The organism is Paraburkholderia sp. IMGN_8 (assembly GCF_038050405.1).
In the GTDB taxonomy this organism is placed as follows: Bacteria; Pseudomonadota; Gammaproteobacteria; order Burkholderiales; family Burkholderiaceae; genus Paraburkholderia.
Genome location: NZ_CP150900.1, coordinates 266,007 through 292,534 on the forward strand (window position 1 = coordinate 266,007; position 26,528 = coordinate 292,534).

23 protein-coding genes are annotated in these 26,528 nt (G+C 62.2%); 9 read left to right on the plus strand and 14 right to left on the minus strand.

All coding sequences use genetic code 11. From position 1 onward, the window contains the following. Window positions 1-292 precede the first annotated feature (292 nt). Window positions 293-1,045, plus strand: coding sequence for an IclR family transcriptional regulator C-terminal domain-containing protein (locus WN982_RS01305; RefSeq protein ID WP_341314063.1), 753 nt, complete (start codon window positions 293-295; stop codon window positions 1,043-1,045). Window positions 1,046-1,272: 227 nt separating this feature from the next. Continuing rightward, window positions 1,273-1,485, plus strand: coding sequence for a hypothetical protein (locus WN982_RS01310; RefSeq protein ID WP_341314064.1), 213 nt, complete (start codon window positions 1,273-1,275; stop codon window positions 1,483-1,485). A gap of 194 nt (window positions 1,486-1,679) precedes the next feature. Here WN982_RS01310 and WN982_RS01315 read toward each other — a convergent pair whose 3' ends face one another. Together WN982_RS01315 and WN982_RS01320 are read right to left on the minus strand one after the other, a co-directional pair. After that, a complete protein-coding gene (locus WN982_RS01315; RefSeq protein ID WP_341314065.1) occupies window positions 1,680-1,958 on the minus strand; it encodes a hypothetical protein in 279 nt (92 codons plus the stop codon). A gap of 54 nt (window positions 1,959-2,012) precedes the next feature. Beyond that, window positions 2,013-2,804, minus strand: coding sequence for a Mut7-C RNAse domain-containing protein (locus tag WN982_RS01320; RefSeq protein WP_341314066.1), 792 nt, complete (start codon window positions 2,802-2,804; stop codon window positions 2,013-2,015). Between the two features lie 94 nt (window positions 2,805-2,898). Here WN982_RS01320 and WN982_RS01325 point away from each other — a divergent pair, with 94 nt between their 5' ends. Continuing rightward, window positions 2,899-3,768, plus strand: a complete 870-nt coding sequence (locus WN982_RS01325; RefSeq protein WP_341314067.1) for an NAD(P)-dependent oxidoreductase — start codon at window positions 2,899-2,901, stop codon at window positions 3,766-3,768. Between the two features lie 181 nt (window positions 3,769-3,949). Continuing rightward, the gene (locus WN982_RS01330; RefSeq protein ID WP_341314068.1) at window positions 3,950-4,585 is read left to right on the plus strand and encodes a LysE family translocator; all 636 of its coding nucleotides are present in this window, start codon (window positions 3,950-3,952) and stop codon (window positions 4,583-4,585) included. Window positions 4,586-4,866: 281 nt separating this feature from the next. Here WN982_RS01330 and WN982_RS01335 read toward each other — a convergent pair whose 3' ends face one another. The 6 genes from WN982_RS01335 to WN982_RS01360 form a co-directional block, all read right to left on the minus strand. Continuing rightward, a complete protein-coding gene (locus WN982_RS01335; RefSeq protein ID WP_341314069.1) occupies window positions 4,867-5,691 on the minus strand; it encodes an OmpW family outer membrane protein in 825 nt (274 codons plus the stop codon). A 173-nt stretch (window positions 5,692-5,864) separates the two neighbouring features. Further along, window positions 5,865-7,112, minus strand: a complete 1,248-nt coding sequence (locus tag WN982_RS01340) for a DUF2957 domain-containing protein (RefSeq protein ID WP_341314070.1) — start codon at window positions 7,110-7,112, stop codon at window positions 5,865-5,867. A 100-nt stretch (window positions 7,113-7,212) separates the two neighbouring features. Continuing rightward, complete coding sequence (locus WN982_RS01345) at window positions 7,213-8,646, minus strand: DUF2957 domain-containing protein (RefSeq protein ID WP_341314071.1); 1,434 nt, start codon at window positions 8,644-8,646, stop codon at window positions 7,213-7,215. 487 nt (window positions 8,647-9,133) lie between these two features. Continuing rightward, window positions 9,134-10,081 carry an N-acetyl-gamma-glutamyl-phosphate reductase gene (gene argC / locus WN982_RS01350; protein ID WP_341314072.1) on the minus strand — a complete coding sequence of 316 codons (948 nt, stop codon included), beginning with the start codon at window positions 10,079-10,081 and terminating at the stop codon, window positions 9,134-9,136. 296 nt (window positions 10,082-10,377) lie between these two features. Further along, on the minus strand, window positions 10,378-10,947 hold the full coding sequence (locus tag WN982_RS01355; protein WP_341314073.1) for a flavodoxin family protein: 570 nt from the start codon (window positions 10,945-10,947) through the stop codon (window positions 10,378-10,380). Window positions 10,948-11,166: 219 nt separating this feature from the next. Beyond that, the gene (locus WN982_RS01360; RefSeq protein ID WP_341314074.1) at window positions 11,167-11,769 is read right to left on the minus strand and encodes a YbhB/YbcL family Raf kinase inhibitor-like protein; all 603 of its coding nucleotides are present in this window, start codon (window positions 11,767-11,769) and stop codon (window positions 11,167-11,169) included. A gap of 269 nt (window positions 11,770-12,038) precedes the next feature. On the opposite strand from WN982_RS01360, the gene WN982_RS01365 reads away from it, so the two are divergent. After that, window positions 12,039-12,728, plus strand: coding sequence for a response regulator transcription factor (locus WN982_RS01365; protein ID WP_341314075.1), 690 nt, complete (start codon window positions 12,039-12,041; stop codon window positions 12,726-12,728). A gap of 110 nt (window positions 12,729-12,838) precedes the next feature. Here the strand turns inward: WN982_RS01365 and WN982_RS01370 are convergent, their stop codons facing one another. Next, window positions 12,839-13,525, minus strand: coding sequence for an orotate phosphoribosyltransferase (locus tag WN982_RS01370; protein WP_341314076.1), 687 nt, complete (start codon window positions 13,523-13,525; stop codon window positions 12,839-12,841). A gap of 377 nt (window positions 13,526-13,902) precedes the next feature. On the opposite strand from WN982_RS01370, the gene WN982_RS01375 reads away from it, so the two are divergent. Further along, window positions 13,903-15,135: an MFS transporter gene (locus WN982_RS01375; RefSeq protein ID WP_341314077.1), complete on the plus strand. Its 1,233-nt coding sequence runs from the start codon at window positions 13,903-13,905 to the stop codon at window positions 15,133-15,135. 291 nt (window positions 15,136-15,426) lie between these two features. Continuing rightward, on the plus strand, window positions 15,427-17,709 hold the full coding sequence (locus WN982_RS01380) for an NADP-dependent malic enzyme (RefSeq protein WP_341314078.1): 2,283 nt from the start codon (window positions 15,427-15,429) through the stop codon (window positions 17,707-17,709). Window positions 17,710-17,839: 130 nt separating this feature from the next. On the opposite strand, the gene WN982_RS01385 is transcribed toward WN982_RS01380, so the two are convergent. Next, window positions 17,840-21,439: an indolepyruvate ferredoxin oxidoreductase family protein gene (locus tag WN982_RS01385; RefSeq protein WP_341314079.1), complete on the minus strand. Its 3,600-nt coding sequence runs from the start codon at window positions 21,437-21,439 to the stop codon at window positions 17,840-17,842. A 358-nt stretch (window positions 21,440-21,797) separates the two neighbouring features. On the opposite strand from WN982_RS01385, the gene WN982_RS01390 reads away from it, so the two are divergent. Next, window positions 21,798-21,995, plus strand: a complete 198-nt coding sequence (locus WN982_RS01390) for a hypothetical protein (RefSeq protein ID WP_341314080.1) — start codon at window positions 21,798-21,800, stop codon at window positions 21,993-21,995. A gap of 135 nt (window positions 21,996-22,130) precedes the next feature. On the opposite strand, the gene hppD is transcribed toward WN982_RS01390, so the two are convergent. Then, window positions 22,131-23,228, minus strand: a complete 1,098-nt coding sequence (hppD, locus tag WN982_RS01395) for a 4-hydroxyphenylpyruvate dioxygenase (protein ID WP_341314081.1) — start codon at window positions 23,226-23,228, stop codon at window positions 22,131-22,133. 242 nt (window positions 23,229-23,470) lie between these two features. Here hppD and WN982_RS01400 point away from each other — a divergent pair, with 242 nt between their 5' ends. Then, window positions 23,471-23,968, plus strand: a complete 498-nt coding sequence (locus WN982_RS01400; RefSeq protein ID WP_341314082.1) for an Lrp/AsnC family transcriptional regulator — start codon at window positions 23,471-23,473, stop codon at window positions 23,966-23,968. Window positions 23,969-24,048: 80 nt separating this feature from the next. On the opposite strand, the gene WN982_RS01405 is transcribed toward WN982_RS01400, so the two are convergent. The 3 genes from WN982_RS01405 to WN982_RS01415 form a co-directional block, all read right to left on the minus strand. Next, entirely contained in the window at window positions 24,049-24,717 is a 669-nt protein-coding gene (locus WN982_RS01405) for a GNAT family protein (protein ID WP_341314083.1), read from the minus strand. 232 nt (window positions 24,718-24,949) lie between these two features. Next, on the minus strand, window positions 24,950-25,558 hold the full coding sequence (locus WN982_RS01410; RefSeq protein WP_341314084.1) for a TetR/AcrR family transcriptional regulator: 609 nt from the start codon (window positions 25,556-25,558) through the stop codon (window positions 24,950-24,952). 14 nt (window positions 25,559-25,572) lie between these two features. Then, window positions 25,573-26,385 carry a DUF1835 domain-containing protein gene (locus tag WN982_RS01415; RefSeq protein ID WP_341314085.1) on the minus strand — a complete coding sequence of 271 codons (813 nt, stop codon included), beginning with the start codon at window positions 26,383-26,385 and terminating at the stop codon, window positions 25,573-25,575. Window positions 26,386-26,528 lie beyond the last annotated feature (143 nt).

The following is a 26,528-nucleotide window of genomic DNA, read 5'->3' on the forward strand; positions in this document are numbered from 1 at the left end:
ATTCCCCGATCGACTGCACAAGGCGATCGTCATCCTCGATCAGCGGCACGCTGGTTTTGAGACGGGCTTCGTTTATGTCGCGGTCTCCACTATGAGGCGCCGATTCTAGCCGCGTGCGTGCGTGCCCGATACGCCGGTAGACACTCGCGAACACTTGAAGACAATTGCGCGTCCATCAAATGAGCCGGCGTCGAATCCCACACCGGGCGGCTACTGCGCGATAATCGCGCAACGGCCATGCGGCTGACGGGACGACTGCGCCGCCGGGCCGACCGATTTTCAGGCAAGCACAATGGATGAGAAAGACTGGATCGCCGGCGCCGCGAAGGCGCTTGCGATCATCGAAGCATTCGACGAAGAGCACGCGCGCATGACGCCGACCATGGTAGCCTCGCGCGCCGCGCTGTCGCGCACGGCGGCGCGTCGCTATCTGCTGACGCTGCGCGAACTCGGCTACGTGGATACCGACGGCAAGTTGTTCTGGCTGGCACCGCGGGTGCTGCGCCTCGGCCAGTCCTATCTGGATTCAGCGCGCTTGCCGCGCACCGTGCAGCCGTTCCTGCAGCGTATTACGGCGACCGTGCAGGAAACCGCGCTGGTCGCGATTCTCGACGAACACGACGTGGTCTACGTCGCGCGCAATGGCGTGAACCGGGCGATGGCGGTCGGTTTTGTGCTCGGCTCGCGGGCGCCCGCGCCGTTGTCGTCGGCGGGCCTGATTCTGCTGGCGTTTCGCGCGCCGGAGGACATCGAGCAGTGGCTCGCCTCGTATCCGATCAAGGTGTTCACGCCGCACACATATTCCACCATCGAGAAGTTACGCGAGGTGCTCGGCGAAATCCGCCGCAATGGCTACGTCGTCACCGACCAGCAACTGGAGTTAGGTATGCGCGGCGTCGCGGTGCCGCTGCGTGACCGGCACGGCTCGGTGGTAGCGGCGATCAGCGTCAGCATGCCGATCGGCCAGGAGTCGGCGAACGCCGCGCTGCACCGGGTGCTGCCGACCTTGCAGGAAACCGCCAGCTTGCTGCGTAATCTGGTCTAAAGCAACGCCCTAGGTAATTGCCCTAATGCGGCATGCTTAATGAGTGAAAGCATCGCGAAAGCAACGTGTCTCCCGGAAAATACATATCGAGTTTTGGGCATGACAAACCGCCTACACTGCGTAATACTCTCCCGCGGGGAGCGGGAAGGCGCCTCAAGCCATGTCTGCTTCACCGTGCAGCTAATTCATTCACATTGACTCAGTCGTTCAGGTTTGGGGAACAACACATGAAAAAAGTTATCGCCTCGCTCGCAGCCGCTTCGATCGCGCTGGTTTCCGTTCAAGCTTTCGCACAGGCATCGGACACGGCAGCGCCGGCTGATGCAGCTAGCGCACCGAAGAAGCATCACATCAAGAAGCTGAAGACGCACGGCAAGCGCGCTCCGGTTTCGGCAGCAGCTTCGGCAGCTGGCACGAACGACAAGGGCACGGCGAACTAAGCTGACGCCTGGGTTCGTGGGGCGAGCCTCGCCGGTTTGTGTCTGTGCGCCGATAGTCGGCTAGTGCAGGGCGGTTCCGGTTCAGCGTCGCCAGCTAAAAGGCCAGAGCTTATGCTCTGGCCTTTTTTGTATTCGGGCAGCGGTTTGCCGGCCGTGACGCGGACAAAACGCGGCAATAGCGCGCTCGACAGCGCTTAGCCAGCGAGGCCGCGCTTGATGACCTCGTTCAGCAGTCCGCTCATGCCTTCCGGATGCGTAGCAGCCCGGTCCTTCAGTTCAGCGACCAGGTCGCCGTTCAGCTTGCAGGCAAACGGGACCAGGCCCTGTGCCTGATCGAGCTTGCGCTGCTCGCGGCGGTCGAGCTTCGGCTCGGCCGCCGCGGCCTTGCCGAAACGCTCGGCGGTCGACAGCTTCATTGCGTTGTTCAGTTTGAGTGCCTTGTTCTTTTCAAGGTCGGTTTTTTTCATCGCCATACGGAAGGCCTCTGCCAGATAAGTAATCCCGCATTGTACGCATCGCGCCGCGCGTTACGTGAGCGGCGGTGCCCGGGGTTCAGACGGGGGGTAAGCGGACCGGCTTTGCGCACCGGTCACGCTGTCCATCAAGGCGCGCATTCTCTGCCAATGCGTGCCTTCCCAGAACACGCGCCGGCAGACGTCGCAGGTGACGAATTGCGTATGCCGTTTCAGTACGCCTTCGGGCGCGCGGCCGGCGACATCTTCTTTGGCGATACGCCGCAGCGGCGCATTGCACATCAGGCACAAACGAAACGGCTGCGCGCTGCCGGCCAGATCGAGCCGTTCGAACACTTCGCGCAATTGCTCGCGGGGCCTCAGGGTACGCACGTAGCAGCCGTGCGTGATGGTGCGCCGTTTTAATAACTCACGGTCGCGTGTCAAAACGATGCGCTGTTGTTCGGCGGCGAGCGCTTCGATATCGGCGTCGGGATAATGGTTGTCGTAGAGCGTATCGAAGCCTGCCAGCCGCAACAGCGGTGCGAGACCGCCCAGATGCGCATCGGCGATGAAGCGCATGACGCGCAGCGGCCGTTCGCGCACGCGTAACAGCGGCTGGATGTCGAGCGCTTCAAACTTCGGATAAACGGCAATCCGGTCGCCGTCCGACAGCGGGTGATTGAAACCGACCGATTCGCCATTCACCAGAATCAGCTCGACTTCGGTATGCGGTACGCCAAGCGCCTCGATCATGTGCTTCGCGGTGGCGCCGCGCGCGCAGGCGCAACTGAACGCGCGCCGGCGCAGCGGCCGGGCGAGAAAATCGTTCAGCTCCTCATAGAAGCGGAAAGTCGCGGTGACCATCGCATCAGTATCGCACCGTGTTTCGATGCGCGCTGTCCTGCACGTGTAGCGTGGGTGTGCTCTACTTCCAGTTCTTTAGAAGATGGAGCGACAGATGGACATCGGTTTTATCGGTCTCGGCGAGATGGGCGCCGCGATGGTTGCAAACATTTTGAAAGCCGGGCACCAGGTGCGCGTGTGGAACCGCTCGCCGGAACGCGCGCAGCCGCTCGTCGATGCAGGCGCGCGGATCGTCGCGACGCCGGCCGAAGCGTTTGCGGGCGACGCCGTGTTCTCGATGCTCGCCGACGATGCCGCGCTGCGCGAAGTCATCACTGCGTCGCTGCTGGAACACGCTCCGCGCGGGTTGATCCACGTGAACATGGCAACGATCTCGGTGGCGCTGGCCGAGGAACTGGCGACGGCGCACGCGTCGCGCGGCGTCAACTATGTCGCCGCGCCGGTGATGGGACGGCCGGATGTCGCGGCGGCGGGCAAGCTGACGATCGTCGCCGGCGGTCCAGCTGAGGCGATTGACCGCGTGCAGCCGATTTTCGACGCCATCGGCCAGAAAACGTGGCGCATCGGTTCACTGCCGCAGCAGGCGAACGTGATGAAGCTGGCGGCGAACTTCATGCTGGCCGCGGCCGTCGAGACGCTCGGCGAGGCGGCCACGCTGGTGACCGGTCACGGCCTCGCCATGCAGGATTTCCTCGATGTGATCACAAGCGGCCTTTTCCCGGGGCCGGTCTATCAGGGCTACGGCAAGATGATCGCCGAGCAGCGCTACGAGCCGGCGCTGTTCAAGGCGCGCCTCGGGCTGAAGGACGTGCGCCTTGCGCTGGCAGCCGCCGACGCGGTGACGACCCCGCTGCCGATCGCAAGCGTCGTGCGCGACAGCCTGCTGGAAGCGGTGGCTCATGGCGACGGCGAGAAAGATTTCGCGGTGCTGGGCGAGGTGGCGGCGCGGCGGGCAGGGCGCTGAGCATCTGCGTGTGGGCGTCGCGCAAAGGCGCGCCCGCGAGGCGTGGCAGGCTTCGTACCCGGGCGCTGAGACCGCGCGTGGCTTCCCGCTGCGAAGCGGCAGCACTGCGGCGCCGTGGATTCGCGTGGGCGGGCATAATAGCCGCCCGATCCTCTTTCCCGCGCTTCCCGCGCCGATCCTCATGAGTCTGCATACCTGGTGGCTGTTCGCCGCCACCGTCTTCGTCGTTTCCGCGATTCCCGGTCCGAACATGCTGCTGGTCATGACGCACGGCGCCCAGCACGGCCTGCGCCGCTCCAGCGCGACCATGGCCGGATGCCTGTCGGCGCTGGTGCTGATGCTGGCAGTGTCGGCGGCGGGCCTTGGCGTGTTTCTCGAAGCATGGCCGGCGATGTTCAACGCGCTGCGCATGATCGGCGCGGCGTACCTCGTCTATCTGGGCATCAAGGCATGGCGCGCGCCGGCCGACGAAGGCGCCGCGGGCGAAGCCGACGAGCTGGCCGCAAAACCCGTGCGTTCGCGCATCGCGCTGTTTCGTAACGGCTTCCTGGTGGCTGGCAGCAACCCTAAAGCCATCCTGTTCGCCGCCGCGTTGTTGCCGCAATTCATCGACGCCACGCAGCCAAAACTGCCGCAGTTCGGCGTACTCGTCGCCACGTTCGCGACGATCGAGGTGAGCTGGTATCTGGTGTATGCCGGATTCGGCACGCGGATCGGCGCCAAATTGAAGAGTCGCAGCGTCGCGAAGATGTTCAATCGTCTGACGGGCGGTGTGTTTGTCGGCTTCGGCGCGATGATGGCGCTGGTGCGCCACTAGGCGCATACAGGGTGCCGATGCGAATTCGGCCGGCAAAGTGTTGCGCATAAGCAACGTTGAGGGTCAACCCTAATTGGAATGTTGCGTCGCACCAAACCATTTGCTATAGTTCGTCTTGTCTCCTCCATGTCTCCTCTGATATGGATTCAGCCCGCCAACTTAGGCGGGCTTTTTTTTACCCCGAATTTCGCGCATCGCCCAGAAACAGAAAACACAAAGCCGTCTGCCCCGTGAACGGGCCGCCGGCTTTGTCGCGTCGGCGTTTGCGTCGAGCCTGGAACTTAGAACTTGTACGAGACTGCCAGGAACGAAATGATCGGATCGGCTTTCAGCTCCGCCTTGGAGACACCCAGTTCCGTGCCGTCCGCCGCCTTGACGATGACCGACGAGGTCGTCTTCAGCGGAATGTACGTGACCGAGGCCACCATGCCCCAGTGATCGGTGATGTTGTACGACAGGCCCGCATTGAACACCGGCTGCCATGACGACGAAGCCTTCGCCGACACCTGCGTCTGCCCCGGCTTGCCCGCGCCTGCTGCCAGCACCGCGCCGAGGTTGTTCTGCGTCGATGTCACGAAGTTCGGGCTCAATTGGACATCGGAGAACCAGTTGTAGGACACGCCGATACCGACGAACGGCCTGAACTTCGCGGTCGGCGCATTGAAGTAGTACTGGAACAGCAGCGCCGGGCTCCACTGGCGCACGCTCTTTACGATCGGATTGGCCTGCGGATCGCCGAGATTCTGCTGGCCGAGCGCGCCTGCCGGTCCCGGTGGTTTGATGGTGCCGTGCCCGTAGAGCTTGAAGACCGGCGGCACGCCCGCCACCGTCGATACCGCGATGTGATCGGTGAGGTAATGGCTGAACACGAGGCCGACCGTATTGGCGCGATTGGTCGACAAGCCCGTGCCGGCTGACGTGAAGGAGCTCGGCAGACGCAGCGGCGTATTGATCGGCGTCGGTGCCACGTTGGTGGTGAGCGGCGTGCTCGAATCCTGCGGCATCACGTGGAACCAGCCGAGCACGGCGACGTTGTCGCCCGCATGTTGCGCGTGGGCACTGGCGGACAGGCAAGCGGCCAGTACCGCGAGATAGATTTTTTTCATGTTGTTCCTCCTCCTGAAGCGCGCCTCGCGAGACGCGCGGCGGCGGCCCGGTTACCCGGCCGTTGCGCTGAATACGCTGTGCTCTGTGGGCACCGGCTGCTGTGTTGACGCCTGTACGCAGCAGCCGGGACGTGCACGCCTCGTCGCGTGTTGGCGACGCGTGGCTTTGCCCGTTACTGGACGAAGGCGCCGATCGTGAAGTACGGCGAAGCCGCGTTGGTCAGATCGAGGTAGCCGAACACGCCGCCCGTGAAGATCATCTTTCCGGTCGGTGTGGTGCCAGTCGAAGCACCCACTTGCGTCGTCGTCACCACACCCGGTACGGCTTGCGTGAAGTCCAGATTCAGCGCCGTCGCGAGCGATGCCTGCGACGCGTTGAACGGATCGAGCAGCGTCGCTTGCGTGCCTTCCAGAGCGGTGGTGCGATAGTTGAACTGGCTATCCACACCGATGTACTCACCGTTTTGCGAGTTCACCGCGATCGAGCTTTGCGGCGCCAGAATCGAGATGCCCGATTCGTCATCCGCATACGGCCCGAGTTCGCCGTTCTGCGGCACGGTGACCGACGAGTTCGCCGCGCCGGCGCGAACCAGGATCGGCACCAGCTGGTTGCGCAGCTTGCCGACGATCATGTAGCCCCTGGCTTTCGGCGTAGTGGCGAGCGTCGGCTTTGCCTGGCCGAGGAACTTGTCGGTTTCGAACGCGCCGCTGCCGTCGGATGCCTGCACGAAGTTCGTGCCCGGCTGCTGGCATTTGCCCGCGTTGATCCCGGAGTTGTCGCATTCGCTCCACGTGCCGTCCGCGTTGATCGTGATCTTCGAATCGACCGCGACCGGCGCGAAGTTTTGCGACGGAACCTGGTGATAGCCGAGCTGGTTGTAGGTGCCGACCACGTTCGCGAGGTTCGTTTCAATCGACGAGAAGCCGATGAACGGGTAGTACGGGAACTTGGTATCGGGCACCGCGCCCACGCCGAGAATGCCGCCGAACGAAATTTCCGCGCCCGGAATCGTGCCGCCCGCCACGCCTTCGCCGACGAAAATACGCGCCGGACGATTCGGGTCGAGACTCGCGCCGTTCAGACGGAACGCGCACTGATTGAGCTTGTTCGTCGGCAGCAGGGTTTCCTGAGTCAGCGTGCCGCTCGCGCTCTGGCCGGCACGCGTCGGTACGACGGTGCCGGTGGTCGCCGGAATTGGCGATTCGATGTAGTTGACCTGCCAGGTCATCTTGGTCGTATCGAGCTGCAGCTTGACCAGTTCGCCGTCCCCGCCGCCGCCCGTAAACACCGTGCCGTAATCGAGCGAGGCGGGACACAAGCGAACTTCAGTCACCGGTCCATCGCCGCTGCCACCACCGCCACCGCACGCCCCCAGTAACGGCGCCGCAAGAGCAAGCACCGAAAGGAATTTCCATTTCATACAGCCTCCTGAATTTTCTCGTTGTGAGTGGCCGGCTCCCAGTCCAGCCACCATTTGCTCTATTTATTTCTCGTACTGCGAACTGCTGACCGGCCGTCCCTTATTTGCTGATCTGCGCTCCGACGCCGAAGTACTGCGCGCTGGAGGCGGTGCTGTTGAGCTGCGAAGTCGGCGCTACGCCGCCATTCATCGTGTCCTGAATGGCGATCGCGTACAGGCCACCGGAGGCAATCGCGAAACCGGTCTTGCCGTTCTTGTCCTGCACACCGACCAGCCCCGGGCTCGGCAGGCTGTAGCCCAAACCGAAGCCGTCTTCCGCCGTGGAAGTGGTCGGATTGATGAAGGTGCCCACGCCGCCCTGGATCAACGTTGCGGTGTACCTGAAGTTCGAATCCGCGCCGACATAGCCGCCGTCGAAGCCGCCAGATGCGAGCGGTGTGGCTGCAGCGAGCATGGCGATGCCGGATTCGTCGTCGACCTTGGCGTCGAGATGCAACGGCGGCGTGCCGAGGTTGACCGAGCCGGTGCGGATGACGAGCGGCACGGTTGCGCCGTTGATCTGGCCGAGAATCATGTGTGCCTGAGCCGACTTGCCGCTCGGCTGATTAAACGGCGGCAGCTTCAGTTGCGCACCGATCTGCGGCGCCTGCTGACTGTCGAAATAGCCGCTGCTGTTGACGGTCCACGCCGTACCGGTCGACAGGCATCCGCTTGTACTCGGATTGAAGGCGGCGTTTGCCGGGTTGGAGCCGGTGCAGTTGCCGCTTGCGTCGAAGGTTTCAACCGTGTTGGTGGCCGTTGCGGCGTAAGAACCCGAGGGCACGATGTGGTAGAGCAGGCCGTTGTAGGTGCCTGCCAGCTTGGTGATGTCCGTCGTCGTGCTGGCGAAACCGAGGAACGGATAGAAGTCGAAATGCCGCTTGGGCACGGCACCGATGTTCTGCAGGCCCGGCAACGGAGCAATGGTCAGCCCGGCGTACTCGACCGTCGCGCCTGGAATGCCGCCGCCGGCTACGCCCAGGCCGACCAGGATCATCGGTGGGTTCGGATTGTTGACGAAGTCCGGCGTCGTGTAAGTCGTACCGTCGGCAGCCGCGGTGCCGGTGCCTTTGCCGAGGATGAACGCGCAACGTGTTTGTTCCGCGGTCGGCAGCATGCCGGTCGGCGGATGGATCACCGCGCCGGTGATCTGTGTGCCTTCACGCGTCACCGTGACGTCGGCGCTGGTCAACGGGATCGGCGACTTGAGCCACTTCAGCGTGTAGGTCATCGCGGTGGCGTCGATGTTCAACTGCACCACTTCGCCGCTGCCTGCGCCACCGAGGAACGTGGTCTTCACGATGTCGGCGTTGGCCGGACACAGCGGGGCAGCGCCCGCGCCTTGGGCCGGCGGACCTTGGACGCCACAGCTCGAACCCGAGCATTGCGCCGAATTGATCGGGCCCGGATTGTCGGCTTTGCCGCCTCCGCAAGCGATGAGAAATGGGACCGTGGCAATGGCCATTGCCAGGCCTCGAGTAATGGCATCCGACATGCTGCTGTCTCCCTTCATGTAATTGTGCGAAGTAATTTCGCTGCGCTGTTAATGCCTGTCAATTGAAAGAACCGTCTAAAAAGACTGATTCAAACAGCGCTTTTTTTGCGGGACGCATACAGGGTGGACGTTGGTGGTCCTTTTAAACAAAAAAGGAAATTTCACTGCGGCGGCGGTACCGTTGCTTCGCTGCACACGCTTACCAGACAAGCGTCACAGCAAAATGGCTCCATCATGTTCGAACGACCGTTCGCGAAAAAATCAGGAGTTTCCCCAGGCGGAAAACTATGCTGTGCCGGGCATTTGTGGGAATGATTTACCGGCCGATGATGAGCAGTCCGATTTTTATTTTTGAAGTAATGCGGGCTACTACCGATTAACTGCGAAAGGTGGATTTGACGTGCGGGGTTTTAAAACAGAAAAGCCGGTCTTTGCAAACCGGCTTTTCTGTGGATTGACGGTCGACGCCGTCAGGATCGCGCACGTATTAGCGTTTCAATCCGCTTTCTTCAGCGGCGCCGATTGCGAGGTTCATACATTGGATCGCCGCGCCCGATGCGCCTTTACCCAGGTTGTCCAGACGCGCGACGGTCACGAAGCGCTCTGCGTTGCCGAACACAAACAGGTCGACGCGGTTGGTGCCGTTGTTCGCCTGCACGTCGAAGAAGCCGCTGTTGAGGTTTGCGTCTGCTTCGAACGGGGCAACGTGCACGAACGCCTCGCCCGCGTAGTACTCGGCGAACAGTGCCTGCACGTCTTGCGGCGTTGCGTTCTTGGCCAACTGGTTCGGCGAGAAGAAGGTGGTGACCGCCAGACCCTTGTAGAAGTCGCCGACGATCGGCGTGAACACCGGTGCCGACTTCAGGCCGGTATGCGCCGCCATTTCCGGCAGATGCTTGTGCGTGAGACCGAGCGCGTAGGGACGCGGGCTCTTGAGCTTGTTGTCGCCGCCTGCCTCGTAGTCGGCAATCATCTTTTTGCCGCCGCCGCTGTAGCCGGTGATCGAGTATGCGTGCGCGGCGAAGTCCGGCGCCACGACGCCTGCTTCGACGAGCGGACGCATCGCCAGCACGAAGGCCGACGCGTGGCAGCCTGGCACGGCGATGCGTTTCGCGGTGCGCAGACGCTCGCGTTGCGAGCGAGCCAGTTCGGGCAGACCGTAAGCCCAGTCGGCGGAAGTACGGAACGCCGTGCTGGCGTCGATCAACACGGTGTGATCGTTGTCCACCAGCGAGGCGGATTCGCGCGAGGCGACATCCGGCAGGCACAGGAACGTGACGTCCGATGCGTTGATGAGACGACGGCGCTCGTCGAGGTCTTTGCGCTTCGCTTCTTCGATACGCAGGATCTCCACGTCGGCGCGTTGCGACAGGTATTCGAAAATCTTCAGGCCGGTCGTGCCTTCCTGTCCGTCGACAAAAACTTTCGTGCTCATCTCGATCTCACTGACTTGCTTGCTGGAAATGGGGCGCGACACCGCGCCGGAACGTTATTTTAAGACCTGATGGCGGCGGCCGTGCAAAACGGGGTGAAAAAACGACGATGCGCGCCAAACATGACATCGGAGTGACCGGTTATGCGGCAGATGCAAGCCGTTGACGGTGGATTCAGAGCAGATTGGAGGGCGGAGTGTGCGGGTGCATCGCGCGCCCGTCGATGCGCGCGGCGCTTTCGGCAAAGATCTGCCGCAGGCGCCGTGGCTTCGGGACGCAAGCTGCTCGAGCTGATGCGCTAGCGGGCAGCAATCCACCGCGCCGTGACCCCGGCGATGCGGGCACCGAACATCCGCGCCGTTTCCAGATCGCCCGCTGGCGGCGCTTCTTCCGGCGAAGCATCCGCCGGCGATTGCGCCAGCAGACCGGTGAATCCACCCACATAGTTCAGATCGTTGCGGGTCGCGGCCTTGGTGTTCGACGGCATCATGCCGGTGCCTGCCCAGATCATGCTGTGTTGCATGGCCAGCGTGACGAAGTACTGGATGGTCGAGAACTTGTCGCCGTTCATGGTCGCCGAGTTGGTGAAGCCGGCGGCGATTTTGTCCTTCCACGTCTGGCCGAACCACGGTTTCGAGCTGGCGTCGGCGAATTTCTTGAAGTCGGCGGAAGGACCGCCCATATAGGTCGGCGCGCCGAAGATGATCGCGTCGGCTGCAGCCAGCTCGGCCCAGCCTGCGTCGTCGATTTCTCCGACCGGCATCAGCCGGCCGTCCGCGCCGGCTTCGACGGTGCCCGCCAGCACGGCCTCAGCGACTTTCTTCGTGTGGCCGTAGCCGCTGTGATAAACGATGACGATCTTCGACATGGCACTCTCCGGCAAGGTGAAAAAGGGAATGGGTCAAGCACGGCAAAGGTGTGCGGGTGGATCGGCGCGACATCGACAAGCATTGCGTACACCGGCCTGCTGCACATTAGCGTGCGCGGATGACAGAATTTCCGCTCGGGTCGCAATCCGATGCAAGCCGTGCGCCCGTTCGCGCACCGGCTCGACGATTCGTGAACTCGAGCATGAGGACGGCCGGCGCTACCGCCCGTAATTGACCACCATCCGCGCACTGCCGAGCGTCGCGGTGCCGATTTCGTGATCGAACATCAGCGCGGGGCGGCCTTGCGCGAGCCGCAGGTCGGCGGTGCTCAGCGCATAAACGGTGATCACATAGCGATGTGGCTTGCCGGGCGGCGGGCAAGGGCCGCCGTAACCGTCGATGTCGAAGTCGTTGCGCGCTTCGACCGCGCCGAGTTTTTTAAGGAAGCCGGACGAGCTGGCGTTCTCCGGCAAGCGGTCGACGGTGGCGGGAATGCCTGCGACCGCCCAATGCCACCAGCCGCGGCCGGGCGCATCCCCGTCGAATATCGTGACCGCGAAGCTGCGCGTGCCGGTTGGCGCGTCGTGCCACGTCAATTGAGGCGAGCGGTTGCCGCCTTTGCAGTCGTCCTGATTGAAAACCTGCGCGGCATCCACCGTGCCGCCCGCATGGAAGCTGGCACTGGTGAGCGCGAATGCGCCTTCGGCGAGCGCGTGAGGGCCATGCGCCGCCAGTAGCGCGAGACTCAGCATCGCGCAGGTGAAAGACGGCAGACGACGGTGGGGCGAAGCAAGCGAAACAACCAGGCAACGCGAGCGCATGTGCCGGCTCTCCTGTCAGGGCGCGAGGCGGTCGTCCTCGCAATCATTATTGTCCCTATTTTGTGCCCCAAGGTCGAATCAAGTCTAACATTAGCCCCGTTGATCGTTGGGTACCCCAGTTCGCGGGCTTGGTTTGAGGGAAATCGGCTATAGTCGGAGGAAATTGTCTGCGTGGACAAAAGACAGCGCGCCCGAATAGTCCGAATACGCAGAATAGAAAAGGCATAACGGAAGTTGTGGAGAGTGGTTTATCAGTCGAGGGGAAGGCAATGCCTGATCTAGTCAGGGTCGTGGTGGCCGATGACCATCCGTTAATTCTGTTCGCCGCCGAACAAGCTTTGCTCAAGTTTCCAGGGATGCAGGTGGTCGCGCGTGCGCGCCAGTCAACCGAGTTGGTGAAGGTGCTGCAGACGGTTGCCTGCGACGTGCTCGTGACGGATCTGGCGATGCCAGGTGGGCAATATGGCGACGGTCTGCCGTTGATGGGCTATTTGCGCCGCAATTTCCCCAACATTCCCATCGTCGTGCTGACGATGCTGGAGAACGCCGCGTTGCTCAAGCGGCTGAGCGAACTCGGCGTGACCTCGGTCGTCCACAAATCGGACGATCTGAGCCATATCGGGCTCGCAGTGCTGCACGTCAGCCGTAACCTCGAATACTTGAGCCCGTCGGTCAAGGCGGCGCTCGATACGCTGCGCATGAACGCTGGCGGCAAGAGCGACGAGGTCATGCTGTCGAGGCGTGAACTCGAGGTGGTGCGCCTGTTCGTATCCGGCATGACGATCAAGGAAATCTCGGAGCAGCTCAATCGCAGCATCAAGACGATCAGCACGCAGAAGAACACGGCGATGCGCAAGCTCGGCATCGATCGCGATTCGGAGTTGTTCCAGTATGCGCAGAGCAACGGCTTGCTGAATTTGTCGTCACATTCGGTGGATGGTACTGGCGGCGCGTCCTAGCTGCCGCTGTGCTTGTGTCCTGCGGGGCGAGGCCGATGAAAAAAGGCCGCCTGTCTTTCCGACAGGCGGCCTTTTTTTATTCCATCCGCGTCGAGCGGGTACGCTGCAGCTTACTGCGGCGTCGAGGTTGCGCCGCCGTGCGCCGCGGACCATTCAGCCGGTGCGTGGAGGAATTTTTCCACTTCGTCGAGCGTCTTGGTGTCGAAGTAACCCGCTTGCTTGGCGACGCGCAGGACGTCCCACCACGTGGCAAGCGCGTGCAGATCGACGTCGATGTCTTTCAGCACCGACACGCTTTCCTTGAAGATGTTGTAGTGGAACAGCACGAAGCAGTGGTTAACCGTGGCGCCGGCGGTGCGCAGCGCGTTGATGAAGTTGATCTTGCTGCGGCTGTCGGTGGTCAGGTCTTCGACGAGCAGCACGCGTTGGCCTTCGGTCAGCAAACCTTCGATCTGCGCGTTGCGGCCGAAACCCTTCGGCTTCTTGCGCACGTATTGCATCGGCACCATCAGGCGGTCGGAGAGCCATGCCGCGAACGGGATGCCGGCGGTTTCGCCGCCGGCGACCGCGTCGATCTGCTCATAGCCGACGTCGCGCAGGATGGTGGCTTCGGCCATTTCCATCAGACCGCGGCGCACACGCGGATACGAGATCAGCTTGCGGCAGTCGATATAAACCGGGCTCGCCCAGCCGGACGTGAAAATGTACGGTTTCTCCGCGTTGAAGTGCACTGCTTGCACTTCCAGCAGCATCTTGGCGGTGGTGTCGGAGATCGTCTGGCGATCGAAGCCTGTCATGGGCGGATCCTTGGGTGTGAGCGGGGGAAGGCGGGCGCGGAGCCCGGTGGTGCAGCAAGCGGCGTATGCCGCGCCGTTGTGACCGAAATGCCGGGCGGAATACGCAACCGGCCAGTGGAGTGCAGGCCGGTGTTTGCTGCGCGCGTAGCCCGACACTTTACCCGAATTGCACCCTTCCGAGGAGGCCGTCGTGCGCGCCGGCGGCGAATGGCGGCCGTAACGTTCTCGCTGAACGAGCCTCTCAACCTTCTGTTGGACCAACTTCGCTGTTCGCTTTTTGGCTAGCTTGTGAGCGGCCAGACCCGCCTTTACACTCACGCGAATTTCCCGGGCGGCCGTGCGTTGATGCCGCCCCTATGGCCTACGGAACGCTTTCAATGACAGCCGCATCTTCTGCCACCGACACCCGGACACCCGTCAAAAGCGGCTACGCCGGCCGCGCGCTGATCGCCTCGGTGCTCGGTTACGCGATGGACGGCTTCGATTTGCTGATCCTCGGTTTCATGCTGCCGGTGATTGCCGCCGATCTGCATCTGTCGTCCACGCAGGCCGGCTCGCTAGTCACGTGGACGCTGATCGGCGCCGTGGCCGGTGGGCTGATCTTCGGCGTATTGAGCGACTATTTCGGCCGCGTGCGCATGCTCACGTGGACGATCCTGATCTTCGCCGTGTTCACCGGCTTGTGCGCCGTGGCGCAAGGCTATGCCGACCTGCTTGCCTACAGGACGATTGCGGGGGTTGGCCTCGGCGGTGAGTTCGGTATTGGTATGACGCTGGTGGCCGAAGCGTGGCCGGCTTCGCAGCGGGCGCGCGTGTCGTCGTATGTCGGGCTCGGTTGGCAACTCGGGGTGCTGGCGGCCGCGTTGCTGACACCGCTGCTGTTGCCGGTGATCGGCTGGCGCGGCATGTTCGCGCTTGGTCTGCTGCCGGCGGTGGTGTCGTTTTTTGTGCGGCGGCACGTCGAGGAACCGGCGCTGTTCGCCGCGCGCGTGGCGCGCGGGATGCGCAAGCTGCCGCTGAAACTGCTGGTGACGGATGCACGCACGACGCGCGCCAGCATCGGCGTGGCGATTCTTTGTTCGGTGCAGAACTTCGGCTATTACGGTCTGATGATCTGGCTTCCGAGCTATTTGTCGAAGACCTTCGGCTACTCGCTGACGAAGTCCGGACTGTGGACTTCCGCGACGATTCTCGGCATGGCGTGCGGCATCTGGCTGTTCGGCATCGCCGCCGACCGCTTCGGTCGCAAGCCGACGTTCCTGTTCTACCAGGCGGGCGCCGTCGTGATGGTGTTCGTCTACGCACATTTGACGACGCCGATGGCGTTGTTGATCGGCGGCGCGGCAATGGGTGTGTTCGTCAACGGGATGATCGGCGGCTATGGCGCGCTGATCTCCGAGCTTTATCCGACCGATGCACGCGCCACCGCGCAGAACGTGCTGTTCAACGTCGGACGGGCGGTAGGCGGCTTCGGTCCGGTCGTCGTGGGCGCGTTGGCGGCACACTATTCGTTCGGCGCAGCGCTCGTGTTGCTCGCGTCGATCTATCTGCTCGATATCTTCGCTACGCTGTTTCTGATCCCCGAACGACGCGGCGCCGCGCTCGAATGACACGCGCGCGGCGGCGAGCAAAACGCCCGCTGGATGCGGCGCTGCAGCATGGCGGCGCCTTGTTTCGCCGATGGTGAGCCGTGTTAACCACTCAGTGCATCGACGCATTCGGGGTGTACACTAACCGACCCGCGTAGCACTCCGCACCGTCTTGTCCTCCGCCGAGGCTCGACGCCGCGCCCAACCGGCGCATGCGAAAACCGCCGCAGTCGATTATCTATTCGATAGACGCAAGCGACGCCTACGGTGCAGTGTGCCGGGCCCAATTTCTTACGTCTCGCAGGCTAAAAAATGGACGAACAACTTAAGCAAAGCGCTCTCGCATACCACCAGAATCCGAAACCCGGCAAGATTTCGGTCACGCCCACCAAGCCGCTGTCGAACCAGCTCGACCTGTCGCTCGCGTACTCGCCGGGCGTCGCCGCGGCCTGTATGGCGATCTACGAAGAACCGCTCGACGCGCAGAAGTACACCTCGCGCGGCAACCTCGTCGGCGTGATCACGAACGGCACGGCCGTGCTCGGCCTCGGCAACATCGGTCCGCTCGCCGCGAAGCCGGTGATGGAAGGCAAGGGCTGTCTCTTCAAGAAGTTCGCCGGCATCGACGTGTTCGACATCGAACTCAGCGAGTCCGATCCGGACAAGCTGGTTGAAGCGATCGCCATGCTCGAGCCGACTCTGGGCGGCATCAACCTCGAGGACATCAAGGCGCCGGAATGCTTCTACATCGAGAAGAAGCTGCGTGAGCGCATGAAGATTCCGGTCTTCCACGACGATCAGCACGGCACCGCGATCATCGCTTCGGCGGCGATCCTGAACGGCCTGAAAGTGGTCGGCAAGAAGCTCGACGAAGTGAAGCTGGTGTGTTCGGGCGCGGGCGCTGCTGCGATCGCGTGTCTGGATCTGCTGGTGAACCTCGGCCTGTCGAAGAAGAACGTGCTCGTCGCGGATTCGAAGGGCGTCATCTACGAAGGCCGCGGCAACCTCGATCCGTCGAAGGAACGCTACGCGGCGAACACCGAAGCGCGCTCGCTGGCTGATGCGATCCGCGGCGCCGACGTGTTCCTCGGCTGCTCGAGCGCCGGCGTGCTGAAGCCGGAAATGGTCGCCGAAATGGGCACGCGGCCTCTGATTCTCGCGCTGGCGAATCCGGAACCGGAAATCCGCCCGGAAGACGCGAAGAAAGTGCGTCCGGACTGCATCATCGCGACTGGCCGTTCGGACTACCCGAATCAGGTCAACAACGTCCTGTGCTTCCCCTTCATCTTCCGCGGCGCGCTGGATGTCGGCGCGACCACGATTACCGAAGAAATGAAGCTCGCGTGCGTGCGCGCCATTGCAGAGCTGGCCGAAGAAACCGATCAGGGCGATGAAGTCGCCAAGGCTTACGAAGGTCACTCGCTCGAATTCGGTCCTGAATACCTGATTCCGAAGCCGTTCGATCCGCGCCTGATCATCAAGATCGCGCCGGCTGTCGCGCAAGCCGCGATGGATTCGGGTGTCGCGACCCGTCCGATCAAGGACATGGACGCGTACCGTGAAGAACTCGGCACGACCGTGTACCGCACCGGCATGGTGATGCGTCCGGTGTTCGCCGCGGCGAAGTCCGAGCCGGCACGCATCGTGTTCGCCGAAGGTGAAGATGAGCGCGTGCTGCGTGCCGCGCAATTCGTGCTGCTGGAAAAAATCGCCAAGCCGATTCTGGTGGGTCGTCCGTCAGTGATCGCGATGCGTCTGAAGAAGATGGGCTCGAAGCTCAAGTGTGGCGAAGATTTCGAGGTCGTCGATCCGGAAGACGATCCGCGCTATCAGCAATGCTGGCAGGCATACCACGAACTCGGCGCGCGCGAAGGCGTGACGCCGGACGTCGCGAAGGCCGCGATGCGCAAGTTCAACACGCTGATCGGCGCGATCCTCGTGCGCCTCGGCGAAGCGGACGGCATGATCTGCGGGATGATCGGCCAGTACCACACGCATTTGAAGTTCATCGAGCAAGTGCTGGGTAAGGCGGAAAACGTGGAGAACTTCGCCGCGATGAACCTGCTGATGCTGCCGGGCCGCAACCTGTTCATCTGCGACACGTACGTGAATGAAACGCCGACCGCCGAACAGCTCGCCGACATGACGATGCTGGCTTCGCGCGAGATCGAGAAGTTCGGCATCACGCCGAAGGTCGCGCTGCTGTCGAATTCGAACTTCGGCAGCGCGCCGTCTGCGTCGTCGCAACGCATGGCTGCGGCGCGCAAACTGATCACCGAACGTGCGCCTTCGCTCGAGATCGACGGTGAAATGCACGGCGATGCGGCGTTGTCGGAAGTGGTCCGCAAGGCCGCGTTCCCGGGCACGACGCTGACCGGCGAAGCTAACCTGCTGATCATGCCGAACGTCGAAGCGGCGAACATCGCGTACAACCTGCTGAAGATGGTCGGTGGCGAAGGCGTGACGGTTGGTCCGTTCCTGCTGGGCGCGGAAAACCCGGTGCACGTCCTGACGCCGGCTGCGACCGTGCGACGCATCATCAACATGACGGCAGTGGCTTCGGCTAATGCACGTAAGCGGGTGAACGTACAGTAGTGCGGATGGGTTGATGGTCGACGCGGCGCCGCATCGCGGCGTTCGCGGCAGGCCTGCAAGAGCGCCACGGAAGCGGATTCCGTGGCGTTTTTTTATTTCAGACTCATGCAAACCGATTAAGTCAGCGGGATCACGCCGCGTGCTGAGTCTTTCCTGCCTCCGGCGAGCGCCAGCGCGTCAGCAACTCGTTCCACTTGACCCGCACGCCCTTCAGATTGTTTTCCTTCACGTGGCCATAGCCGCGGATGCCGTCCGGCAGATTCGCCAGTTCGATTGCCAGTTCCCGCTTCGTCGCCGTCAGGCCGCCGATCAGCTCGCGCACCAGTGCCTCGTATTCGGCGATCAGCGCGCGTTCGGTGCGACGTTCCTCCGTCTTGCCGAACGGGTCGAGCGCCGTTCCGCGCAGGAACTTGAGCTTCGCCAGCACGTGCATTGCGTTGAACACCCACGGACCGTACTTCTTCTTCACCAGGTGGCCTTGGGCATCCTTCTTCGAGAACGTTGGCGGCGCGAGGTGGATGTGCAGCTTCCAGTCGCCTTCGAAATTCGCCTTCAGTTTTTCGATGAACGCCGGATCGCTGTACAGACGCGCGACTTCATACTCGTCCTTGTACGCCATCAGCTTATGGAGGTTCTTCGCGACGGCTTCGGTCAACGGCAACTGGTCGTCGATCGAATCGAGCGCTGATTCCGCCACGCGCACTTGCGACACCAATGCGCGATAACGGTCCGCGTACGCGGCGTTTTGCCATGCGGCGAGGTAGTCGGCGCGCTTGTCGATCAGCGTGTCGAGCGCCTTCGGTGTGTGCAGCGAGATGATCTTGCTGCTCGCCGTTTCCGCTGCGCTGCCGCGTCCTTGCGATTGCGCGAGCTTGCGCACAGCGGCCAGATCGTGCGCGGCGCGACGGCCCCATTCGAACGCCGCACGATTCTTCTCGACCTGCACGTTGTTCAGTTCGATCGCGCGCATCAGCGACTGATACGTCAGCGGTACCCAGCCGCGTTGCCATGCGTAACCGAGCACGAACGGGTTCGTATAGATTGCGTCGCCGAGCAGCGCGACGGCGAAGTGATTCGCGTCGACCGTATCGACACCCTCGTCGCCGGCGCCGGCGCGCACATCCGCTTCCGTGCTGCTGCCCGGGAAGCGCCAGTTCGGGTTCTTGATGAGCTCGGCCGTCGGCGTGTGTGCGCTATTCAGCACGACGCGCGTGCGGCCCACTTGCATCCGCGAGACGCATTCGTCGCTAGCTGTGACGATTGCGTCGCAGCCGATCACGAGACTGGCTTCGCCCATCGCAATGCGTGTCGCGTGGATGTCGGCTGGCTGGTTGGCGATCTGCACGTGGCTCATCACGGCGCCGCCTTTTTGCGCGAGGCCGGTGACGTCGAGTACCGTGACGCCCTTATTCTCCAGATGCGCGGCCATACCGAGCAGCGCGCCGATCGTCACGACGCCGGTGCCGCCGACGCCCGTCACCAGCACCCCGTAAGGACGCGTGATCGACGGCAGTTCGGGTTCCGGCACCGGTGGCATCGCATCACCAACGATGCCTGAGGCCGCCTTAGGCTTACGCAGTTGCCCGCCTTCCACCGAGACAAAACTCGGGCAAAACCCGTTCACACACGAGAAGTCTTTGTTGCAGGTCGACTGATTGATCTGGCGCTTGGTGCCGAACTCGGTATCGAGCGGCTCGACCGACAGACAATTCGACTTCACCGAGCAATCGCCGCAGCCTTCGCACACGGCCTCGTTGATCACGACGCGGCGCGCCGGATCCGGATACGTGCCGCGTTTCCTGCGACGGCGCTTTTCAGTGGCGCAGGTCTGGTCGTAGATCAGGATCGTCGTGCCGGAAATCTCGCGAAGCTGGCGCTGCACCTCATCGAGTTTGTCGCGATGATGGATGTCGATGCCCGGGGCGAGGCCGACGTTCGCGCTGTACTTCTCCGGTTCGTCCGTGACGATCACGATCTTCGTCGCGCCTTCGGCGGCAAGTTGATGCGTGATTTGCGGCACGGTCAGCACGCCGTCGACCGGCTGGCCGCCCGTCATGGCGACCGCGTCGTTATAGAGGATCTTGTAGGTGATGTTCGCTTTCGACGCGATTGCCGCGCGAATGGCGAGCAGGCCCGAGTGGAAGTAGGTGCCGTCGCCGAGGTTGGCGAACACATGCTTGTCGTTGGTGAACGGCGCCTGGCCGACCCACGCGACGCCTTCGCCGCCCATCTGGCTGAAGGTGCTGGTGCTGCGGTCCATCCACACGGTCATATAGTGACAGCCGATGCCGGCCATCGCGCGTGAGCCTTCCGGCACATTGGTCGACGTGTTGTGCGGGCAACCCGAGCAGAACCACGGCTTGCGCTCGGCTTCGACGCGCGGCCGCGCCAATGCTTTTTCCTTCGCTTCGATCACGGCGATACGCGTGGCGATGCGAGCGCGCACGTCGGACGGCAGGTCGAATTTGTCGAGCCGCGTGGCGATCGCCTTGGCGATGATCGCGGGCGACAACTCGTAATGTGCCGGCAGCAGCCAGTTGCCCATCGGCACCGACCATTCGCCGCCCGCGCCGTCTTTTTCGTCGAACTTGCCGAACACCCGCGGACGTTGCGCGTCCGGCCAGTTGTACAACTCTTCCTTGATCGCGTACTCGAGAATCTGACGCTTTTCTTCAACCACCAGAATTTCGTCGAGGCCGCGCGCGAAGGCTTGCGCGCCTTGCGCTTCGAGCGGCCATACGCAACCGACCTTGTATAGACGGATGCCGATACGCGAACAGGTGTCGTCGTCGAGACCGAGATCGGTCAGCGCCTGACGGACGTCGAGATAGGCCTTGCCGCCCGTCATGATGCCGAAGCGCGCATTCGGCGAATCGATTTCGACGCGATCCAGTTTGTTCGCGCGCACGTAGGCGAGCGCCGCGTACCACTTGTAGTCGAGAAGACGCGCTTCCTGGACCAGCGGCGGATCCGGCCAACGGATGTTGAGACCGCCCACGGGCATCGCGAAGTCGTCCGGCAGAATGATTTTCGTGCGGTGCGGATCGATATCGACCGAGGCCGACGATTCGACCACGTCGGTCACGCACTTCATCGCGACCCACAAACCGGAATAGCGGCTCATCGCCCAGCCGTGCAGGCCGAAGTCGAGATATTCCTGCACGTTCGACGGGAACAGCACCGGCAGACCGCAAGCCTTGAAGATGTGTTCGGACTGGTGTGCGAGTGTAGAGGATTTGGCCGCGTGGTCGTCACCGGCCAGTACGAGAACGCCGCCGTGCTGCGAGGAGCCAGCCGAGTTGCCGTGCTTGAAGACGTCGCCGCTGCGGTCGACGCCCGGGCCTTTGCCGTACCACATCGAGAACACGCCATCGTACTTGGCGCTCGGGTACAGATTGACCTGCTGCGAACCCCACACGGCAGTCGCCGCCAGGTCTTCGTTGACGCCGGGCTGGAACACGACCTGGTGTGCGGCGAGATGCTTTTGTGCCTTCCACAGCGACTGGTCGAGTCCGCCGAGCGGCGATCCGCGATAACCGGAGATGAAGCCGGCGGTATTGAGTCCCGCAGTCCGGTCGCGTTCCTGCTGCAGCATCGGCAGACGCACCAGCGCCTGGATGCCGCTCATGTAGGCGCGGCCGCGTTCGAGGGTGTATTTGTCGTCGAGCGTGACGGAAGACAACGCGGCTTCGAGCGAGGCTCGCTGACCTGCGTCTAGCGGGGCATTCATTATGTGTACTCCTCCACCGAGTTTGGGATCACCAAAACTTTTTTGGACCGCCGCATCTTGTGAATGCGTAAGGCCGGGGTCGCCATATTGACGTGTTTTAAGTGATGGTAGCACTGGTGAAAACCCGCCGCTTTGGCTCAAAAATGCGGCGCTGCAGCGCGATTTTCGAGGATTTGCGCCGGATAGCCGTCACCGTCGGCTGCTTGGGTCTTGCCGCTGTAACAAGCTGTAAAAGCTTCAAAACTGCGGAACCGAGGTTGAAATGTCTGTCTAATCCCCCACCTGTGAGCAATGTCCGCGCAACGCTCCGCATTCGGTGGAGCTTCACGGCAGCAGGGCAGTCAGAAAAGGAGTACGCATGAACACTAGAAATATCCAGACGTTCCTGATGGTCTCGGCCGCATTCTTCGCAATGAGCGCACCGGTGCGCTCGGGCACCGCTGGGACGCTGTCGTCGAACGCAGTCACCCGCACGGCTCAAGTCGCGCCGGCGCGCATTGCGGTGGAGCGGGTAACGCCATCCACGAAGGCCGACGAGGAAGAGCAGAATTCGTGATGCGTCGCTGATGCGACGTGTCGGTTGAAAATCCGGCCGTTGTTTGGCTGCGGACAACGGCGCAAACGACAAAGGGCGAAGATCGCAAGATCTTCGCCTTTTTTATTTCAGCAGGCCCACCTTGGGGCAGAGACGTTAAGCCTTGTCCTGCACCACGCCACGGCGGATCTGATCCAGTTCGATCGATTCGAACAACGCCTTGAAGTTGCCCTCGCCGAAGCCTTGGTTGCCCTTGCGCTGGATGATCTCGAAGAAGATTGGGCCGATCTGGTTTTCGGTGAAGATCTGCAGCAGCAGATCGTCCGGCGCGCCGTCGATCAGGATCTTGCGCTTGCGCAATTCGTCGAGCGGCTCGCCGTGGTTCGGCACGCGGCGGTCAACGAGTTCATAGTACGTGTCGATTGTATCGAGCAGCGAGATGTTCGCCGCGCGCAAGCCGTCCACCGTACGATAGATGTCGTTGCTACCGAGCGCGATGTGCTGGATACCTTCACCGTGATACGCGTCGAGGTATTCCTGGATCTGGCCGGCCGTGTCTGACCCTTCTTCGTTGATCGGAATGCGGATCTTGCCGCACGGCGAGGTCATCGCCTTCGACTTCACGCCCGTCACCTTGCCTTCAATGTCGAAGTAACGCACTTCGCGGAAGTTGAACAAACGCTCGTAGAACTCCGCCCATTCCTGCATGCGGCCGCGGTGGACGTTGTGCGTCAGATGGTCGATGTAGGTGAGGCCGTGGCCGACCGGATTCGGGTTCGCGCCCGGAATCGGCTCGAAGTCGACGTCGTAAATGTCGATGTTGCCGATGCTGTTCGGCTCAGCGCCGTTCTTGCCACGCCAGCGGTCGACGAAATAGATCAGCGAATCGCCAATTCCCTTGATCGCCGGGATGTTCAGTTCCATTGGGCCGGTTTTGTTGTCGAAGCCCCAGGCGCCTTTTTCCAGAGCCAGCTTATAAGCCTTTGCGGCGTCCTGAACGCGGAAGGCAATCGCGCAGATCGACGGGCCATGCAGGCGCGTGAAACGCTGCGCGAACGAATCCGGTTCTGCGTTGACGATGAAGTTGATTCCACCCTGGCGATACAGCGTCACATCTTTATGACGATGCCGCGCGACGGCCGTGAAGCCCATCTGTTCGAAGAGCTTGCCGAGCGCCTTCGGATCCGGCGCGGTGTATTCGATGAATTCGAAGCCGTCGGTACCGACGGGATTGTCCCAAGTTGAAACCTGCATTGTCTCTCTCCTGTGTCGACCAGAGTTAGCGCTTTAGCGCTTACTCTGGTCCCATGCAAAGCTAAGTCGACCAGAGTTAGCGCTTACTCTGGTCCCATGCAAAGCTAAGGGGCGGGGCGCATATGGCGCGATTGAATGACGCAAGTGTAAAGGCGGACCCGCGGCGAAAACTTGCGAACTTAATTGCATACCGATACGCTGGAGCTATTTTCTAGCTTAATTTTTCGTGCGGACGGCAGAAAATGGCCAATATAGAGATAGATGCTATCGACCGGCGTATTCTGGCGATCCTTCAGGAGAATGGCCGGTTGTCGAATCAGGAGATCGCGGAGCGCGTCAACCTGTCGCCTAGTCCATGTTTGCGGCGTATCCGCAGGCTGGAGGAGAGCGGAGTGATTCGCGGTTACGTCGCGCTGCTTGATGCGCAAAAGCTTGGGCTCGATCTGCTCGCCTACGTCAATGTGCGGCTGGAAAAGCGCCGCGGTCCGGCGCTCAGCCCGCGCGGCGACGCCACGCATGCCGATCTGTTCCGCGCAGCGGTGCAAACGTGGCCGGAAGTGGTCGCATGTCACGCGATGACTGGTGACATGGATTACCTGCTGCGTGTGCAGGTTGAGGATATGGCGCACTTTTCACGGTTCGTGCAGGACCAGTTGCTGCACCATCCATCTGTAATCGACGTGAAGACGAGCTTTTCGCTCGAGAAGTTCAAGGAGACGACGGCGCTGCCGATTTTGTAAGTACCGGGCGCGACGCGCGGCAGGAAAACAGAAAGGGCGGCCTTGGCCGCCCTTTGTCATTTCCGCCCGAAGTAGGCCGCTTACGCTGCGGCTTCCGCCGGCAAAAACGATTCGAAAAGCTTCGATGTCCGACGTGCCTGACGCTTGAGCGCGTAGTCGAACACCGCGGCTTGCTCCTGCAGCATTTCCGCGATGATGCTCGATTGATCCGCCGGCGGCAGCGTCAGATAGGCGTCGGCCTCACCGTACGCGTATTCGATCTTCATGCCGGCCTTCTTCGCAATGTGCATCATGGTCGAATTGCGCGACAGGCAATGCATATAGAGGGTGGTGACATGCGTATTGCGGCTGCGAATGGCGGCGCGCTCGAAGAGCTTGGTACCGATACCTTGACCGCGCACACTTTCCAGCACCGACACGCCGAACTCGGCCGTGCGCTTATCGCCTTCGGCCGGCAGATACGCCAGATGGCCGACGCCGGTCAGTTGCAACTGGCCATTGAACACGCCGAAGACGGTGTCGCGCGTGAAGTCGATCGCGCGGACGTAGTTTTCGATGACGTGGTCCGGCACGATCTGACCGAAGCGCAACAAGCGATCGTCTTCGTCGAGTGCGAGGAAGTGGGTGAGCAGCCGTTCGCGGTCGACGGCAGTGAGTTCCCGAACCAGAGCAGGCGCGCGACCAGTTGGCTGCAACGGGCGATCGTCTGCAATGATCGGCTCAGCGGCACGGGGTGTAAGCATGTTCATGGTCAGGTTCTCCTTGTAATCAAGCGGTTTGGTGCACCGCAAAAACGATTTTAGCGGAAACGCATACCGCGCACTAGGGAAAACCCGTATCAATATTTGACTAGATTGCCTAAAAAGTTTGCTCCCTATTTTTATGTAGTTGATTTTTAAGAAAAAATAAATTGAACGAGCGTTCGTGACGAAGTGTCGCGTATCGGCGACTATTTCGTCACAACAATGTTGCCGTGCGCAATCACGTCGGCGCTGCGCTCAATCCGTGGTCCACCATGCCGACCACCTGCTCGGCAAATTCCCGATAGCCCATCCGCCCGTCTGGCTTGAGCCAGGTGAAGGTCCAGTTGATCATGCCGAACACCATCATCGTGAGGGCGGTCTGGTTTTCGCGCGTTGCGCGCTCCGGATAGGCGCGCGCCAGTTGCCGCGCGAACGCCGCGACCACGTCGCGCTGGCGGTTCAAAATGACCTCGCGCTGGGTGTCGACCAGATATTTCACGTCATTCAGGAGCGCGACGTGCCGGCTGTGCGACGTCTCGTACTCCGACAGAAACGCGCGAATCAATTCGGCGAACGTTTCCCGTTCCGTCAATCCACGGCGTTGGCTCGCGCCTTCTACCTCGGCGATGATCAGCATCAGCCGCTTCGTGTAACGGTCCAGCAGATCGAACAGGATTGCTTCCTTGCTCGCGTAGTAGTGGTACAGGCGCGCTTTCGAAGTGCCGCTCGCGGCGGCGAGATCGGCCATCGACGTGCTCGGATAGCTGGTTTGGGCGAATTTCGCTGCGGCTAATTCGAGAATCTGGTCGCGCTGGGTTTCGTGGTCGGGGGCTCGAGTGCGGGCCATAGTCGTTGATTTTATTAGTGTGGACAGGGAGTCAGGGCGGCGCACAGCTCCAGCGTGCGCCACGCGGTCGCGTCGCCGCGCAGCTTGATGTGCCTGCTCGCGGCCAGTTCGCGCAAGCGCCACAGCACAATGCTGTCACTGACCAGAAACCAGAGTTCGGCGGCCCTCAATTCGGCGGCAATCCGTGCGGCCGGCTGCCAGGTGTCGCTCGCGTGCTCGAGAATCAGTGCGTCGAGGTCGGCGAAGCTGCCGCTCGTGAACGTGTTGTCGCGCCAGCGCCGCGTCTCGCCGTTCGCCTGTTTGACTTCCTGCCATTCGAGTGCGAGCCGGCTGATCCGTAGCACCGAAATCGGCGCGGCATCCGACAGACGGGCTTGCAGCACGATCGGCGGGAACATGCCGACGGACGTCGCGCGGTCCCTGCGGCTGTGCGCCCATGCGCCCGGATCGGTGAGGTCGCGAATCGACAGGCGCACGTCGTTGAGCCGCTGCGGGCTGTGACGCAAGTGGTAGCAGACGCGGCGCAGCATCAGTTGATCGGACGCGCTCTCGCCGTGCCAGACCACCAGATTCGCGTCGCCGCCCGCGATCGTTTCCAGCGCCGCCGTATGCTCGCGGAATTCTCGACGGAAATCACGCTTCGTGTCGGCGCTGACGCGATCCCAGAAGTCTGCCCGCACGTCAGGCGCGTCGTCGATGCCGCGTAGCGGGCCGACTGCCAGATCGTCACGCAGCGCGTGCACGCGTTCGTCGCGGCCCGCCTCGTGCAGCGCGGTGCGCAGTGACTCGGCGGCGACATCGCCGTTGGTGAGGTGGATCGTGCTCATCGGCTGTGGCTTGGGCTGGCAAATAACAAAAAGGGCCGCTCGTCGATGCGGACGATTGTCCGATCAATGAGCGGCCCCTAGTGTAAGCGGATCGCGGACCTGCTGAAAGCACTACGGCCGTCACACGTCAGCCGCGCTGCGCC